The sequence below is a fragment of the Methylobacterium soli genome, from assembly GCF_008806385.1.
Lineage (GTDB): Bacteria > Pseudomonadota > Alphaproteobacteria > Rhizobiales > Beijerinckiaceae > Methylobacterium > Methylobacterium soli.
In genome coordinates, this window is record NZ_VZZK01000025.1 from 26,787 (window position 1) to 42,985 (window position 16,199).

Below are 16,199 nucleotides of genomic sequence, written 5' to 3' on the forward strand. Positions count from 1 at the left end.
TCGCGTTCCAGTGGGGCGAAAGCGAGGCGCCGGCCAAGGGGACCGGCGCCCGTGCGGGCGCGTCGGGCCCGCTTCGTCGAAGCCCGGACCGGCCTCAGTCGAGGGCGATCTCGGCGGAGGCGACCTCGACCACGTTACCGCGGCGCGAGAAGGCGATCGTCGCGTCGCGCCCGTCGGCGCCCATGCTGCCGGGAACCGAGAGGGTCACGGTCTGGTCGGCGTTGAGGGTCGTGACGAGGCGGACGATCTGGGGCTGGTCGCCGTGCGTGTTGGTGGCCGCGAGGGTCGCGACGACCCGGTAACCGTCCGTCGCGGTGGTGTAGTAGATCGAGCCCCGGAAGGTGCCGAGATCGACGGAGTTCGCCTTGAGGGGCTTCAGCTCGAGGGCGGAAGCCCCCGAGATCAGGGCGAGCGAGAGGGTGGTCGCGGAGAGGGCGAGGGCGAGCTTGCGCATGGGAATGTGGCCTGTGCGGTTACTGTCCGCCGGGAGTGCCCGTACGGAAAGCCGGTTGCACCGGGAGACCGCTTTATGCCGCCGTTATGGTGCGTTGCGAAGAGTACCTTTCGCATCGCACAAATGCTGGCCACGCATGGAAGTTGCAGAATTGCGCTGTTGACTGCACAAATATGCATGGGCTCATGGCCGGAACCGGAACTATCCGCCGGCCGAATACAAATCGAATTTGAGCGGGGTTTGAAGAAAATTCAATCGCGCCGGAGCAGGGCCGCCATCTCGGCCTGCTCGGCCGCCGTCAAGGTCTCGGGGCGCCGGGGCGTCCGGCGGCGCGCCAGCCGCCAGATCCCGAAGGCGCCGGCCAGCAGCACCAGCGCCGGCGTCAGCCAGAGCAGGAGGGTGTGCAGGGCGAAGACGGGGCGCAGCAGCACGAACTCGCCGTAGCGGTTCACCACGTAATCCTCGACGGCCTGGTTGTCGTCGCCGGCGCGGATGCGCTCGCGCACGATCAGGCGGAGATCCCGGGCCAGCGGCGCGTCGGAATCGTCGATGGATTGGTTCTGGCAGACCAGGCAGCGCAGGCCCGCCGAGATCGTGCGGGCGCGCGCCTCCTGGGCCGGATCCTTCATCACCTCCTCGGGCTGCACCGCGCCGGCCGCGCTCACCCGCGCGATCAGGAGGAGCGCCAGGGCGGCGCGGGTCAAGTTGCGGGTCACGCGCGGGCTCATTCGGCCGGCACCGCGCTCGGCGGCAGCGCCTTGGCCCGGGCGCGCGCGGGAGCGCCGACGCGCATGCGCCGGTCGGTGAGGGAGACGGCCCCGCCCAGCGCCATCACCACGGCACCGAGCCAGATCAGGAGCACGAGGGGCTTGTAGTAGAGCCGCAACCCGATGCCGCCGCCGGGATGGACCTCGCCGAGGCTGGCATAGACCTGGCTGGCCCCGACCGTGAGCAGGCCGGATTCGGTCACCGTCATGCGCCGGCTCGGGTAGAAGCGCTTGCCGGTATCGAGATGGCCGATCTCGTCGCCCGCGCGGTTGCGCACGGTGAGGAAGGCGGCCGTCTCCTCGTAGTTCGGGCCGGGCCGCGGCGCGACCCGCTCGAGGGTGACGACGTAGGGGCCGGTGGCCAGCGTCTCGCCGGGCTTGAGCGTGGCGAGCCCCTCCGTCGCCCAGCCCTGCGCGGCGATGCCGAGGACCACGATGCCGACGCCCGCATGCGCCAGGGCCGTGCCCCAGGCCGAGCGCGGCAGGCCGAGCGCCCGGCGCCAGATCATCCCGGGCGACCGGGTGCGGCTGGCGCCGTAGCCCCGCGCCCGCGAGATGATCTCAAGGGCCGAGCCGATCACCAGATAGGCGCCGAGGCCGATGCCGACGGGGGCGAGGACCGGGCCGCCCCAGGTCAGCGCCAGGGCGGCGAGCCCGATCGCGAGCGCGAAGGCCATGGCGGCGAAGAGGCGCTGCGCGGCCGCGAGCGCGTCGCCCCGCTTCCAGGCGAGCGTCTGCCCGAAGGGCACGATCAGCAGGAGCGGCACCGCGAGGGGCACGAAGGTGCTGTTGAAGAAGGGCGGTCCGACCGAGATCTTCTCCCCCGTCGCCATCTCGAGGACGAGGGGATAGAGCGTGCCGACGAAGACGGTGGCGCAGGCGGCGACCAGGAACAGGTTGTTGAGGACGAGCGCCCCCTCGCGGGAGATCGGCGCGAACAGGCCGCCCTGGCGCAGCAGCGGCGCCCGCCAGGCGAACAGGCTCAGGGAGCCGCCGATGAACAGCACCAGGATGGCGAGGATGAAGACGCCCCGCGTCGGGTCGGTGGCGAAGGTGTGGACCGAGGTGAGCAGCCCCGAGCGCACGATGAAGGTGCCCATGAGGGAGAGCGAGAAGGTCAGGATCGAGAGGAGCACCGTCCAGACCTTGAGGGCGTCGCGCTTCTCCATCACCACGGTGGAGTGCAGGAGCGCGGTCCCGGCGATCCAGGGCATCAGCGAGGCGTTCTCGACCGGGTCCCAGAACCACCAGCCGCCCCAGCCGAGCTCGTAATAGGCCCAGTACGAGCCCATCGCGATGCCGAGCGTCAGGAAGCTCCAGGCGACGAGCGTCCAGGGCCGCACGGCCCGGGCCCAGACGGCGTCGATGCGCCCCTCGATCAGGGCGGCGGCCGCGAACGCGAAGGTGATCGAGAAGCCGACATAGCCGAGATAGAGCAGCGGCGGATGGATCGCGAGGCCCGGATCCTGCAGCAGCGGGTTGAGGTCGTTGCCCTCGATCGGCGCCGGCATGACCCGGGTGAAGGGGTTCGAGGTCGTGATGATGAACAGCACGAACACGAAGGTGACGATCCCCTGCACCGAGAGGGTGTTGGCGCGCAGCACCGGCGGCACCGATTCGCTCGCGCCCGCCACCAGCGCCCCGAACAGGGTGAGGATCAGGACCCAGAGCAGCATCGAGCCCTCGTGGTTCCCCCACACGCCCGAGATCTTGTAGAGGAAGGGCTTCGTGGTGTGGGAGTTCTCCACCACGTTCTGAACCGAGAAGTCCGAGGTGGCGTGGGCGTAGGTCAGCGCCGCGAAGGCGAAGAGCACGCAGGCGAAGGCGCCGAGCGCGGCCGGCTTGGCCACCTGGCGCAGAGCCGGGTCGCCGGAGCGCGCAGCCCAGATCGGCATCACCGCCTGGACCAGGGAGAGCGCGAGCGCGAGCGCGAGCGCGAAATGGCCGACCTCGACGAGCACTGACTATCCTTCCTTTCGGCCCTGGGGCCCGTGACCGGCGCGGCTCATCGCTCGCTGCGCGGTCCGAGGGTCTTCTCGCCGGCGGACGCGGCCTGCGGCGCCGCCTGGCCGCTCGTCATGCCGTTCGCCGTGCCGCTCGTCTTGCCGTTCGCCAAGCCGCCCGCCTTGCCGCCGTCCTTGGCCTCGCGGCCCTTGCCCTCCTGCCAGCGCCCCTGCGCCTTCAGGGCGTCGGCGACCTCGCGGGGCATGTAGGATTCGTCGTGCTTGGCCAGCACGGTGTCGGCCCGGAACAGCCCGCCGGGCTCCAGCGTGCCCTCGGTGACCACGCCCTGGCCCTCGCGGAACAGGTCGGGCAGGAGGCCGCGATACGTCACCTGCACGGTGGCGTTGGTGTCGGTGACCGCGAAGGCCACCGTCTGATCCGGCCCGCGCTCCAACGAGCCGTCCTTGACGAGGCCGCCGAGGCGGAAGCGCGTCCCGGGCGCGACGCCCTGGTTGGCCACTTCGGTGGGGGAGCGGAAGAACACGATCGAGCCGCTCATCGCGAACAGGATCAGCCCCACCGCGAGCGTCAGCACGCCGCCGCAGGAGGCGATCAGGATGAGGCGGCGGCTCTTGCGCGTCACGTCTGGTTCCGTCCCGGTCCCGTCATTGGGCCGATCAGGCCGATCCCGGCCCGAAGCGTCCCTGAACATTTCTAAACTTATGGATAGGGTGTCGACCGCCCGACGAGCCCGGTCAAGGGCCACAGGCGGGACCGATTGTCAGGGGGGACCCGGCGCGGTCAGGGCTTCCCGCCCGTGCCGTGCAGGTCAAGCTCGCGGGCCAGCGCGTCGAGGCGCTCCACCGCGCCCGTATCGGCCGCCAGCGCCATGCGGGCCCGGTCGAGGGTGCGGCTCGCCTGCTTGCGCTCGCCGAGCACGCTGTAGGAGCGCACGAGGCGCAGCCACTCGTCGGCGGTGCCGCCCTTGGCGCTCAAGCGCCGGTCGAGCCCGGCCACCATGCCGCGGACGGCGGCGTCCCGCTCGGCCGCCGGCATCGCCTTGACGGCCGCGACCGCGGCGTCGGTATCGGCCCGCGCCGTCCCGTCGTCGCTCCTGGCGGCCTGGGCGGCCTGGCCAGCGGTTTGGGTGGCGGAGGGCGGCGTGCGCTCCGTGGCCCTGAGGGAGGCGGCGCCGGGCGCGAGGCCGAGCTCCTTCGCCAGCGCGTCGAGGCGTTCCAGCGCCTGCCCGTCGGATCCGAGGGCGGCACGGGACCGCTCCAGGGCCGAGAGCGCCTTGTCGCGCTCGCCGAGCACGCTGCGCGAGCGCACGAGGCGCAGCCACTCGTCGATGCTGCCGCCCTGCTTCTGCAGGCGCTGGTCGAGCCCGTCGACCATGGTGCGGATCGCCGCGCTCGGGTCGGAGGGCGGGGCGGGGCCGGGGCTCGGCGCGGCGGCCGCCTCGGAGGCGGGGGCGGCCTCGCCCTTCAGGCGGGCGAGGGTCTCGCGCACCAGCGGAAGCCAGGGCGCGTCGGCGGGCCCCGCCTCTTCGAGGGCGCCGAGTTCCCGGATCGCGCCCGCATTGTCCCCGCCCTGCTCGGCCGCGCGGGCGAGATAGAATCGGGGCTTGGCCGCCTTCGCGTCGAGGGCGACGGCGCGATCGAAGATCGCCTTCGCGTCGGGGGAGACGACGCCGTTGGCGGCCGCGACGAGCGCCTCGCCCCAGTCGGAGAGCGCCTGCGGGGTCTCGCCCTTGAGCCGGCTCACCGCCTCGTAGGCATGGGCCGCGTCGTCGAAGCGGCCGAGGCGCATGTAGACGGGGGCGAGCACCGACCAGCCGCGGACATCCGCCGGATCGCTCGCGAGCTTGGCCTCGATCTGGCCGATCGCCTTCATCAAGTCCTGGTTGCCGGATTGCGCCGCCTGGCGGTCCGCCGCCGTCTGCGCCGGCAGGTCGGGCGATCCGTAGAGGCCGTAGGCCAGCAGCGCCACGAGCGGAATGGTGGAGAGGGCGAAGGCCGAGGCGGCGCGGCGCTGGCGCAGATGCGGCTCGGCGAAATCGGCCGCGTCGGCGGTGCCGGTCAGGCGGCTCGCGCGCAGGAGCCGGCGGGCGGCCTCCGTGCGGGCCGCCTCCGCTTCCGCCGGCGCGATCAGGCCGCGGGCGAGGTCGCGCTCGATCTCGGCGAGCTGGTCCTCGTAGAAGCCCGTCTCGGTGGCGGCCTGGGCCGCCTCCGGCACGGGGGCCGCGACGCGGCGCGACATCGGCCAGAGCAGGGCGAGCACCGCCGCACCAGTCATGAACGCCAGAATGAACCAGATCGCCGTCATCGGACCCCAATATGCCGGACCCTCGCAGCCCGTCACCATGTAAAGGCGGGTTGCGGCCCGCACGACGTCACCATCCGGTGACACGGTGTCACGTGATGCGGGTCGGGCGGCGCGAACTTAGCCTTACGGGAGGGCGGCGCAACGGCCGGGGCGCCGGGCGCTCAATGGTGCGCGACGCCTGCCGGCGCGTCGCCCGGCACCTCGAGGACGGCGCGCAAGCCGCCCAGCGCCGCCTGCTCCAGGCGGAAGCGGCCGCGATAGAGGGTGGCGAGATCGGCCACGATCGAGAGGCCGAGGCCCGAGCCCGGCTTGGTCTCGTCGAGGCGCCGGCCGCGCCCGAGCACGGCCTCGCGCGCCTCCGGCGGCAGGCCCGGCCCGTCATCCTCGATGGCGACCAGGAGGTGGGGGTAATTGTCCTGCGCCACCGCCTCGGCCCGGATCGCCACCCGCGCATTCGCCCATTTCGAGGCGTTGTCGACGAGGTTGCCGACCATCTCCTCGAAATCCTGGCGCTCGCCCCGGAAGCGCAGGCCCGCCGGGACGCTGACCTCGTAGGCGATGTCCTTGTCGCGGTAGATCTTGCCGAAGGTCCGCACCAGCCCGGCGAGCGCCGGCTCGACCTCGGTCGAGGTGCCCAGCGTGCCGGCGAGCGCCGCCGCGCGGGCCCGGTCGAGATGGTAGTTCACCTGATCGCGCATCACCGCGGCCTGCTCGCGGATCTTGAAGGCCAGATCCTCCGGCGCGTCGGCGCTGCCGACCTCGTTGACGATGATCGAGAGCGGCGTCTTCAGGGCGTGGGCGAGGTTGCCGACCTGGGTGCGGGCGCGCTCCAGGATCTCGCGGTTCGTCTCGATCAGGAGGTTCACCTCGCCGGCCAGGGGGGCGATGTCGCGCGGGTACTCGCCGGTGATGCGATCGGCCTCGCCGCGCCGGATGGCGCCGAGCGCCGCCCGCATCTGCGCCAGCGGCGCGAGGCCGAAGCGAATCTGCAGCAGGGTCGTCAGCGCCAGGAACAGGCCGAGGAGCCCGAAGGTGACGAAGAGGGAGAAGCGGAAGCGGTCGACGTCGTTGACGATCTCGTCCGCCGGCCCCGCGACCCGGACCGTGTAGCGGCCCTCCTCGCCGAGATCGACGTCGCGCTCGATGATGCGCAAGAGCCGCTCGTCCTGGCCCCGGCCGTAGCCCTGGCGGATCTGGCCGATCCCGGCCTTGCCGTCCGGGCTGGTGGCGGGCTTGAGCGGCACGCCGACGAGGGAGCGCGAGGTGCGCAGGTCGCGCGGCTTGGCGTCCGGCCGGCCGACCTGCCAGTACCAGCCCGACAGCGGCAGGTCGAAGCGCGGATCGCCGAGGGTGAAGGAGCGCTGCTCGGGATCGCTCGGCGAGACGAGGTCGGTGGCGAGATTGTTGGCGTAGACGAGGAGCCGGCTGTCGAAGGCCCGCTCGGTATTCTCCCGGTAGAGCGTCGTCAGGATCCAGGCCGCGATCAGCAGGATCGCCGAGCTCGCCAGCAGCGCCGACACGGCGAGCCGCACCGCGATGGAGCGGCGGCGCAGGGAGAGGATGTCCAGAACGGCGTTCATGCGGGCGGTGTCATCGACGCGGTCTCACGGGCGCTGTGTCATGAGCGCAGTCCCTTGGGCGCGGGGGCGGACCGTGTCGCGCGCCGGTCCCGGCGGGGTGTTCGCCCGCGCCTCACACCCGCGCGGCGGGCTGGTTCGGGTCGACGAGGTAGCCCAGGCCCCGCACGGTCTGGATCAGGTCGACCGCGAGCTTCTTGCGCAGGCGCCCGACGAAGACCTCGATGGTGTTCGAGTCGCGGTCGAAATCCTGGTCGTAGAGATGCTCGGTGAGCTCGGCGCGGGAGACCACGCGGCCGGTATGGTGCATCAGGTAGGAGAGCAGCCGGTACTCGTGGCTCGTCAGCTTGACCGGGTTGCCGTCGACGAAGACCCGGCCCGAGCGGGTGTCGAGGGTGACGGGCCCGCAGGTGATCTGGCTCGACGCGTGGCCGGCGGCGCGGCGCAGCAGGGCGCGCACCCGGGCCATCAGCTCCTCCATGTGGAAGGGCTTGGTCACGTAATCGTCCGCGCCCGCATCGAAGCCGTCGACCTTGTCGGACCAGCGGTCGCGGGCGGTCAGGATGATGACCGGGGTCTTGATGCCGGCGCGGCGCCAGCGCTGCAGCACGGTGACGCCGTCGGCCTTGGGCAGGCCCATGTCGAGGATGATGGCGTCGTAGGGCTCGTTCTCGCCGAGATAGGCGCCCTCCTCGCCGTCGAAGGCCTTGTCGGCGACGTAACCGGCCTCCTCCAGCGCATTGACGACCTGGCGGTTGATGTCCCGGTCATCCTCGACAACGAGCAGGCGCACCTGGCAATACTCCGTTCTGGCGACCGGCCGAGACGGCCGATCAATACTGGCCGGCGACTTCGCCGGTCTTGGCATCCACCATGACGTGCACGAAATGCCCGTCCCGGCGCAAGGCCGTCAGCATGTAGACGAGGCCTTCCTCGTGCCGGCACAGGCTGGCGCGCTGGATCTCGGCCCGCGGGATCACCGTGCGGGCGGCGCGGATCGCCGCCACCGGCTCGATCACCCGCCGCTCCGCCACCGCCTCGCGCAGGTCTGCGGCGGTGAGGCAGTTCTCGGCGCGCGGCGGCGGCGCGCTCTGCACCCGCGTGAGCTGGGTGCCGGGCGCCGCCGTCTCCTCGGCCAGCGTGCCGATCGCGCCGGTGGCGAGAGCCACGACGGTCAGGCAGCCGGCGAGAAGGGTGAAGACGTGGCGCATGGGAAGGGACTGTCGCGCCCGGGCACTGAATGCCCCCTGAATACTGCGCTCCGGCCGCGCGGCCGAGCCCTGCGCCCCGTCTCGAAGCCTGGCCCGGAGCCCGGCGCGCGCCCGCGCATCGGGAGCCGGGCTTCGTCGGGGGCTTGAGGGCAGGGAGAACAAGCGGGTCTCTCACGGGCTGATGCGGAATGCTGCCGAGCGTTACGGTTGAAGTCCCGCGCGGTTCCCACCCCGCGGGCGCGCGGCCCATCACGGTTTCGCGCCGGCCCGCTCGGCGAGGCGCGCCAGGCTCGCCCGCAGGGTATCGCTCAGGAGGGCCTGGCTCTCGGCATGGTCGAGGGCGGCCCGGCGCAGGGCCAGCATCGCGCCCTCGAAGCCGCACCGGGCCGCGCGCAGGCGCCCGTCCGCGGCCCGGCGGCGGATGCGCGCGGCGCCGGGCCGCAGGGCCAAGCCGGTGGGGGAGATGGGCATCATCGGGTGTCCTTTCGGTCGGGATCGGGGAGCGCCTGGCGGCGCAGATCCGCGACGAGGCGCAGCACCTCGTCGAAGCGCTCGCGGGCCCGCTCGTCGCTGCGGTCGATGCTGCGGGCGATCTCGGCGCTGAGGCGGGCGAGATCCTCCAGCACGCGGGTGCGGCTCTCGAGGGCCGCCGCGACGGCGGCGCCGCTCTGGGAGGCGCGCTCCAGGGCGGTGGCGGTGGCGCCGGTCTCGCTGATGCGGGTCTCCACCGCCCGCAGGTTCTGCCGGTGGAGATGCAGGCAGGCCAGCCCGAGCAGCACCGCCACGACCCAGCCGGCGCCCCCTTCGGCGAAGAGCAGCCGGGCGGCCTCGAGTGCGATCTTCTCCATCGGCCGCCCCTCGCTGCGTCGTGCGGTTGCTCTCAGGCGGCGGGCGCGGGCCCGGTCCGGGCGCGGCCCGCCGCGAGTCCGGGCCGCAGGGTGTTGCCCGCGTCGGCCGCCGCCTCCAGCGGCAGGCTGCGGAAGACCTTCTCGGCGAGGCCATCGAGCCCTCCGGCCTCCCGCAGGAGCCAGGCGGGCGCCTGGTCGGCGGCGCGCTGCACCGCCGCCGCGATCACGGCCGAGCCCAGCGGCACGTTCAGGGTCCGGCCCTTCACGGCGCCCGAGACGGCGTTGAGGGCGTAGTCCCCGGCATTGCGCACGAGGCGCTCCACCAGGGTGCTGGTGACGAGGAAGCGCAAGGGGCCGGCCACCCGCGCCAGGGCGGCGGTGGCGGCCCCGGCCGCCAGCGGCACGAGGGCCGCCCCCAGGCCCTGCGCGGCCGCCGCCAGGGCATCGCCCCAGGGCAGCGCCACGGTGCCGACATCACCCGGCGCGGCGAGCGCCGTCGCGGGCGCCAGCGCGGCGGCGAGGATCAGGGCGGCGAGGCCGGAGGGGATCGGGAATCGGGGATGGTTGCGCGACATGTCTCGGTCCTTCTGGGGTTGGGAGGGGGGTCAGGCTCGGCCGGTGAGGCGCGCCCGCAGGCGTCGCCAGAGGCCGGCGAGGAAGCCGTCGTCGAGGCCGTCGTCGAGGCCGTCTTGGAAGCCGTCGTGGAGGCTTGGCGCGGCCGGATCGCGCGGGCGCGGGAGCACAGGCGGTGCGGCCGGCGCCGGCCCGGCCATGCGCGGGATCGGGCGGCGCGGCGGCGCGAGCGGGGGCCTGAGCCCGTCCGGCCGGGGGATCGGGCTCGGATCGCCCCGGCGCGCCCGGGGCAAGGCGAGGCCGTAGGGAGTGCGGAACTGGTCGGCCTCCGCCGCGCGGCGAGGCATGACGGCGGCCGGCCGGTCCCAGAGCAGGATCGCGTCGGCCGCGCCCGCCCGGTCTCCCAGGCGCAGGCGCCGCAGCACGGTCGAGCGCCGGAAGGCCGCCGGTCCGATGTTGAAGCAGAGCGAGACCAGCGCGTCGAAGGCGTGCTCGGGCAGGCCGGGCGGCACCGCCTCCCGCACGATGGCCGCGTAGCGCGCCACGTCGCGGTCAAACAGCGCCTCGGCCGCCTCGCGAGTGAGGCGCAGGCCCTCCCGCACCGCGGGCGGGCCCGCCGCCGAGGTGTGGCCGACCCCGATGGTCCAGATTCCGGCCGCGTCGCGGTAGGCGTCGAGGCGCAATGCCTCGCGGGCGACGAGCACGGCCCGCCCGATGGCGCTGAGCTCCATCCTGCTCTTCGGCTCCATCAACGATCTCCGGATGCTGGGGTGAGGGCGCGCGAGAACGCGGGGTTCACGCGAGGGCAGGCGTCACGGGAGGGCAGGCCTTACGGGAGCGCATGGCCCCAGAAGGTCGTGTCGGCCGCCGCGACGTAGCCGTCGGCGCCCGTGAGACGGGCGAAGACCTCCACGGCGTCGCCGGCCTGGAGGGCCAGGGTCGCGTTCGCGGCCGCGACCGAGACCCCGTTGACGAGGCCTGTCGCGGCGCCGCGTCCCCGGCCGGCGGGGGCCCCGTTGCGGTGGAACCGCAGCTGCAGGGCGGTGGGCGCCGCGGCGCCGTTGCGCCGAAAGGCGAGGCTCGCGCCGAACCGGTAGACGCCGTCCTCGGGCGCGACGAAGCGGTTGCTGGCGGCCGCGAAGGCGCCCTGCTCGTTCACCTCGCCGATGTTGAACTGGATCCGGGTCCAGGCCTCGGCCGGCAGGTAATTGTCGAAATTGGTGGCGGCGGCGAAGCGCACGAGGTTCGTCAGCCGCAGCCAGCGCGTCCCGTCATGGCCCCGGAAGGCCGTGGCGGTGCTGTCGAACACGATCTGGCCGGCCCCGACCCCGCGGGCCGGCACGCCGGCGCGGGGCTGCAATTCGAGGGCCCCGTTGCCGCGCACCTTCAGGACGGAGCGCCGCGCCGTGCCACCGAGATCGGTGGTCTGGATATCGAGGGCGGTGCCCTGCGCGGCGCCCGAGAAATCCTCCTCGGCGAGCCCCTGCAGGCAGATCGCGTCCCCCGAATAGACCCCGCCCGCGTGGAAGCCCCGGCCGAGGAGGGCGAAGAAGCGGTCGCCGGCCCGGATCGGGCCCGGGGCGCCGGGGCTGCCGCGCCCGACGCGGGCGAGGATCGCCGCGCCCGGGATGGTCTGGCCCCCCGGCGCGCCCGCATTCTGCAGGGCCTCGAGGGCGATCAGCGGGCCCCCGCCCCGCGTCCCCGCGGCGACGGGGGCGGCGGGCGCGGCGCCCCGGGCCGCCAGGGTTCCGAATCCGACGAACCCCGTCGCCGGGTCGGCGCGCCAGGCCTCCGTCCAGGCGAGCCCGTCGCCCGAGACCCGCGCCACGAGGCTGTCGTCGCCCGCGAGCCCGATCTCGGCCCGGCCCGAGAAACCCGTCTGCATCAGGAGCGACAGGACATTGCCGGCGGCCTGCTTGTTCAGGGTGACGCGCAGGTCCCCGCTGCCGCCCTCGGGCTGGGTCCGGGCCGTCCAGAGGGCGGCGTTGAGCTTGGCCGCGAAGGGGTTCTGCGCGTCCGCCCCCGTGCCGATCCCGAGGCTGACGAGGTTCTGGAACGCCGTCAGGCTCGCCCGGAAGCTGGTCCAGGCGCGGCCGTCGAAGAGGTAGAGGTCGGCCTCGTCGATCACGTAGGCGAGCCAGCCCGGCCGCGGCACCGTGCCGGCCCAGACCCCGTCCTCGAAGCGCACGACCTGCCCGGACAGCCCGGCCCAGGCACCCCCGGGATTGGCCGCGGTCACGAGGTAGCGGTCGCCCTCGGCGGGGCTCGCGGGCGGCGCGGCGCGGTCCTTGTCGAGGCAGGCGAGCTGCACCAGGGCATCGAGGAGCCCCAGGGCCTCGTTGTGGGTGACGTGCTTCTGCGCCTGCCCCGCCGCGATCAGCGGCAGGGCGAGGTTGCGGGTGGTGTCGGGCATGGGGACTCCGGGGCGAGGGGGCGACGCGGCCTTTCTCCCGTCCGACCTCATCCGGAGAGGGACGGCATGGCCGCGCCGGCCCGGGATCTCCGCCCTCGCGGCCCGCTGCGGGAGCCTCGAAGGCGGGGGAAGGCGGTGCGATTGAAAAACGGGCCGGGGCCGGGACGCGCTTGCGGAAGCGCGGGCCTCATCCCGCCCGCACGGGCAGGCGGGCCCGGCGGGCGGGGCCGGGGCCCGCGACGGTGCCGCATTGCGCCACCGAGACCTCGATCGCGGTCTGCGGCCCGCCGAAATCCGCGATCTCGTCGGCCGCCGGGTAGAGCAGGCTCGGGCTGGCGGCCGTCAGGCTGCGCAGGAGCCGGCCGTCGGGCTGAAACAGCGCGACCGCGTAGGCTTCCGCGGGCTCGTCGAGGCGCACCTCCACGGGCTCCCAGGCGTCCCCCGCCCGCCGACTCCGGCGGATCCAGCTCAGCCGGATGCCGGTCGCCTCCCGGCGCGCCCGCAGGTGCACAGGGCTGAGCGGCGTGAGCGCGCCGAAGCCCGCGCTCGCCGTGATCTCGGTGAAGAGCGGGTCGGCCGGGTCGCGCCCGGCCGGGCCGATCCGGTAGCGGAAGCTGCGGCCGGCCTCGTCGAGGCGGTCGATGAGGGGTACCACGGCCCCGTCGTCGAGGCGCACGATCAGGCTTCCGGCCGGCGCTCCCCTTCCGGCCGCGTCCTCGCTGCCGCCGAGGCCGCGCAGGAGGCGGGTCAGGCGCCAGGTGCCGGGGCCGGTGAGCGCGGCGCCGGCCGCCGACAGGATCTCCACGCTGCCGTCGGGCGCCCGCACCGCGAACAGGTTGCCGCCGGCGAGCGCCCCCGCCGCGTCGATCGAGGCGAGCCCTCCGGCATGGCGCAGCGCCACCGCGAGCTCGGCCGTGCGGTCGAAGCGCCAGAGCGGCCCGGGGGGCAGGGGCTCGCTGAGCGTGCCGAGGCAGGCCGGGTAGTCGACGAGCCGGTGCAGGGCCAGGGGGGCGCCGTCCCCGGCCGCCCGCCAGACCGCGACATCCCCCGGCCAGGGCTCGGCCGCCACCGCGAGATATTGCAGCGCGACGGGGTCGCCCCGGTCCACCGGCAGGTCGAGGGCCACCGCGAAGGGCGGTCCCGGAAAGGCCGAGGCCGGCGGCCGGGCGGGCACCGGGGCGCTTCGCCGTGGCGGGGGCGGCGACCCGTGCAGGGGCAGCGCCTGCGTCTCGATCCGCCGCCCGGCCGGGCTGTCGGCGATCCTGAGGATCCGGTGCAGGCCGGCGCCCGGCAGCGCGAGGCAATCCCCGGGTTCGAGCTCGACCCGCCTCGGGCTGAGGGTGAGGCTCGCGGTGTCGCGGCCCGCGATGGCGGCGTCGAGCCGGGCCTCGGCCAGGGCCTCGGCGCTCTCGCGGCGGGTGACGATTGCGGCCTCGAGGCGGGTCTCGCGCCGCCGCGCGCCCGCGGGCCGGATCGCCGCCGCGGCGGCCCGGCGGTAGCCGGCGCTCTCGGAATCGCTGAAGCCGATCTCGAGCGAGCGGGGCAGGGCGCTCTCCTCGGCGCGCACGAGGCGCAAGGGCGCCTCGTCGGGGTCGAGCCGGACGAGGTCGTCGGCCGCGAGGGCGACCGGGCGTTCGGGCCCGCGGATGCGCAGGCTGCCGGCCACCGCCGAGACGTCGAGGCCGTAGAGCTGCGCCAGGGGCTCCAGGGCGGCGCGGGCCGAGAGGGCGCGGTCGATGACGTAGCCGTCGAGATAGGCCGCGGCCTCGATCCGGCTCGGCGCCGCGATGCCGAGATCGGCCAGGATCGCGGTGATCAGCCGGTCGAGGTCGAGCCCCTCGATCCGCCCGGTGATCCAGTGGCCGAGGCGCCAGTTGCCGGCATCGGCCCAGACCGTGTCGCAATCCGGGAAGGCCGGGAAGGGCCGCGCGTCCCAGGCCCAGACGAAGATCGCGTCGGGCGCGACCATCGGGCCGCCATAGAGGGGCGAGACCGGGTTGTGGGCGGGGTCGTGGCCCGGCGCCTCGGGGTCGAAGCGGGTCAGGATCGCCTCCAGGCCGCGAAGCTGGATCAGCTCGTCGCGGGTGCCGCGGGAGGCCGGCGGGGCGGCGTTCTCGGAGGATTTCGGGTCGGGGAAGACGTTCGGGCCGTTGGTGCCCTTGTCCACGGCCGGCACCCCGATCTCGGTCAGCCAGATCGGCTTCGAGGCCGGCACCCAGGCGGTCCGGCGGGTCTCGACGCCGCCCGCCCGCTCCACGTGCGGGTTCGACCACCAGGCCACGAGGTCCTTGGCCCGGTAGATCCAGGGCTTGGCCGCCGCCCCGTCGGTGATCGGGCTGCGGATCTGGGCCCGCCGGTCGGCATCGCCCGCATAGTACCAGTCGAAGGCCTCGCCCGCCGCGAGGCGGCGTCTCAGGTAGTCGCGATCGTAGATCGTGGCGCTCTCGGCGAGGTCGGCATGGTCCGGCCCGTCGCGCCAATCCGTGATCGGCGGGTAATAATCGATGCCGACGGCGTCGATCGCCGGATCCGCGAACAGGTCGTCGAGGGGGAAGCGGATCTCGGCGCCGCCCGCCCGCACGTCGGCGCCGTACTCCGTCCAGTCGGCGGCGTAGACGAGCTTGACGCCCGGCCCGAGCCGATCCCGCACCGCGCCGGCGAGGCGCCGCAGGGCCTCGACCGCGGGGTAGCGCCCGCCCGCCGCCCGCACCCGGGTGAGGCCGATCAGCTCGCTGCCGATGATGAAGCCGGCCAGCGGCACGCCGTCCGCGGCCCAGCCGCCCGCGAGGTCGGCGTAGTGCAGCACCATCCGGGCGAGCCCGCTCCCGCCCTCGAAGAAGGCCGCGACCTGCGCGCCCGCCGCCTCGCTGCCGTCCGGGCTGCCGGGCAGGCCCGGGGCGGGGTCGCAGGTGATGCGGCCGCGCCAGGGATAGGCGGGCTGGCCCGGGGCTCCCGGGTCGCGCGGGTCCGGCAGGGCGTTGGCCTGCGCCACGTCCATCATCAGGAAGGGATAGAGCACCACCTTGAGGCCGCGCCGGTGCAGGTCGGCGACGAGGCGGCCGAGGCCGGCATCCGAGGGGGTGCCGCCATAGGCCGGGCCGCCCTCCGGCGCCCGCGAGACCACGCCGACCTGCGCCCGGCCGAGCCCGGCCACCGACCAGACGTCGCCCCGGGTCGCCTTGCCGGCATTGTCGACCTTGGGCGCCACCGTGCAATGCCCGGCCCGCAGATCGTCGCCGAACCACGCCACCACGACCGAGACCTGAGCCAGCCGCGGGCAGAGGGCCTGCAGGGCGTCCAGGGAGGCGGTGACGTCGGTGGCGCGCTGGAGCTGGAAGCGGTTGGCGGCCCGGGTCGCGCCGAAGCCCGCATCCTCGGTGACAAGATCGGGATCGAGGCCGAACTCGTTGGCGCCCGGGATCAGGTCGACGGCCCGGATCATCCCGGCCAGGCCCGCCACGGGGCGCACCACCTCGAAGGCGAATTGCGGGATGCGGTTGCCGAAATCGGCGAGCGCCAGGCGCTCGAACACCACGTAGGCGAGGCCCCGATAGGCGGGCGCTCGCGTCGCGCCCTCCTTGGCGACGATGAGCGGGTCGGGCTCCTGATCGCGGCTGCCCGCGTGGACGCGCAGCGTCAGGGTGGTGAGGTCGAGTTCCTGTCCGTCCGCCCAGACCCGCCGCACGAAGGCGATCTCGCCCTCGCACAGGCCGATCGCCAGGTTGGCGTAGTAGGCATAGGCCGTGCGCACGGTCTTCTGGCCGCCGCCGCCCTTGGCCCCGGTCGCGGCCCGCTCCACCGTGGTGTTGGCGACTTCGAGGGGCCGCGTCGCCCAGATCAGGGTGCCGCCGAGCTTCGCCCGCCCGTAGGCCCGCGGGATCGGGTCGCCCTCGGTGGAGGAGAGGCCGGCCACGTCCGAGAGGCGCGGCCCCTCGACGAAGCGCGGGCTGGCGCGGGTGCCGAACAGCGCCCCGTCGATGCCCGCCCCCGCGATGGCGCCGGCCGCCCGCCCGATCAGGGCGCCGACCGGCCCCCCGAGTCCCGTCCCGGCCGCCGCCCCGGCCGTCGAGAGGATCAGCGTGGCCAT

14 protein-coding genes are annotated in these 16,199 nt (G+C 74.3%); all 14 read right to left on the minus strand.

Annotated features, from left to right (window positions below; all coding sequences use genetic code 11):
• Positions 1–94: 94 nt before the first annotated feature.
• The 14 genes from F6X53_RS20905 to F6X53_RS20970 all read right to left on the minus strand — a co-directional run bounded on the left by F6X53_RS20905 (position 95) and on the right by F6X53_RS20970 (position 16,199).
• Entirely contained in the window at positions 95–454 is a 360-nt protein-coding gene (locus F6X53_RS20905) for a hypothetical protein (RefSeq protein ID WP_151002212.1), read from the minus strand.
• Between the two features lie 251 nt (positions 455–705).
• Positions 706–1,182: a cytochrome c-type biogenesis protein gene (locus F6X53_RS20910; protein ID WP_151002214.1), complete on the minus strand. Its 477-nt coding sequence runs from the start codon at positions 1,180–1,182 to the stop codon at positions 706–708.
• Positions 1,179–3,182 (minus strand): heme lyase CcmF/NrfE family subunit, encoded by a 2,004-nt coding sequence (locus F6X53_RS20915; RefSeq protein WP_151002216.1) that lies wholly within the window; start codon positions 3,180–3,182, stop codon positions 1,179–1,181. The genes F6X53_RS20910 and F6X53_RS20915 overlap by 4 nt, the downstream gene beginning before the upstream one ends.
• Before the next feature lie 44 nt (positions 3,183–3,226).
• A complete protein-coding gene (ccmE, locus tag F6X53_RS20920) occupies positions 3,227–3,808 on the minus strand; it encodes a cytochrome c maturation protein CcmE (protein WP_151002219.1) in 582 nt (193 codons plus the stop codon).
• 158 nt (positions 3,809–3,966) lie between these two features.
• Positions 3,967–5,490, minus strand: coding sequence for a c-type cytochrome biogenesis protein CcmI (ccmI, locus tag F6X53_RS20925; RefSeq protein WP_151002222.1), 1,524 nt, complete (start codon positions 5,488–5,490; stop codon positions 3,967–3,969).
• Between the two features lie 161 nt (positions 5,491–5,651).
• Positions 5,652–7,070, minus strand: a complete 1,419-nt coding sequence (locus F6X53_RS20930; protein ID WP_151002224.1) for a sensor histidine kinase — start codon at positions 7,068–7,070, stop codon at positions 5,652–5,654.
• 112 nt (positions 7,071–7,182) lie between these two features.
• A complete protein-coding gene (locus F6X53_RS20935; protein WP_151002226.1) occupies positions 7,183–7,860 on the minus strand; it encodes a response regulator transcription factor in 678 nt (225 codons plus the stop codon).
• Between the two features lie 40 nt (positions 7,861–7,900).
• Positions 7,901–8,278, minus strand: coding sequence for a PepSY domain-containing protein (locus tag F6X53_RS20940; RefSeq protein ID WP_151002228.1), 378 nt, complete (start codon positions 8,276–8,278; stop codon positions 7,901–7,903).
• Between the two features lie 249 nt (positions 8,279–8,527).
• A complete protein-coding gene (locus F6X53_RS20945; RefSeq protein ID WP_151002229.1) occupies positions 8,528–8,752 on the minus strand; it encodes a hypothetical protein in 225 nt (74 codons plus the stop codon).
• Positions 8,749–9,126: a hypothetical protein gene (locus F6X53_RS20950; RefSeq protein WP_151002231.1), complete on the minus strand. Its 378-nt coding sequence runs from the start codon at positions 9,124–9,126 to the stop codon at positions 8,749–8,751. Before F6X53_RS20950 ends, F6X53_RS20945 begins: the two co-directional genes overlap by 4 nt.
• 32 nt (positions 9,127–9,158) lie before the next feature.
• The gene (locus tag F6X53_RS20955) at positions 9,159–9,701 is read right to left on the minus strand and encodes a hypothetical protein (protein WP_151002233.1); all 543 of its coding nucleotides are present in this window, start codon (positions 9,699–9,701) and stop codon (positions 9,159–9,161) included.
• 30 nt (positions 9,702–9,731) lie between these two features.
• A complete protein-coding gene (locus F6X53_RS20960; protein WP_244965603.1) occupies positions 9,732–10,448 on the minus strand; it encodes a lysozyme in 717 nt (238 codons plus the stop codon).
• A gap of 80 nt (positions 10,449–10,528) precedes the next feature.
• Positions 10,529–12,112, minus strand: a complete 1,584-nt coding sequence (locus F6X53_RS20965; RefSeq protein WP_151002235.1) for a DUF2793 domain-containing protein — start codon at positions 12,110–12,112, stop codon at positions 10,529–10,531.
• Between the two features lie 187 nt (positions 12,113–12,299).
• The gene (locus tag F6X53_RS20970; RefSeq protein WP_151002237.1) at positions 12,300–16,199 is read right to left on the minus strand and encodes a baseplate multidomain protein megatron; all 3,900 of its coding nucleotides are present in this window, start codon (positions 16,197–16,199) and stop codon (positions 12,300–12,302) included.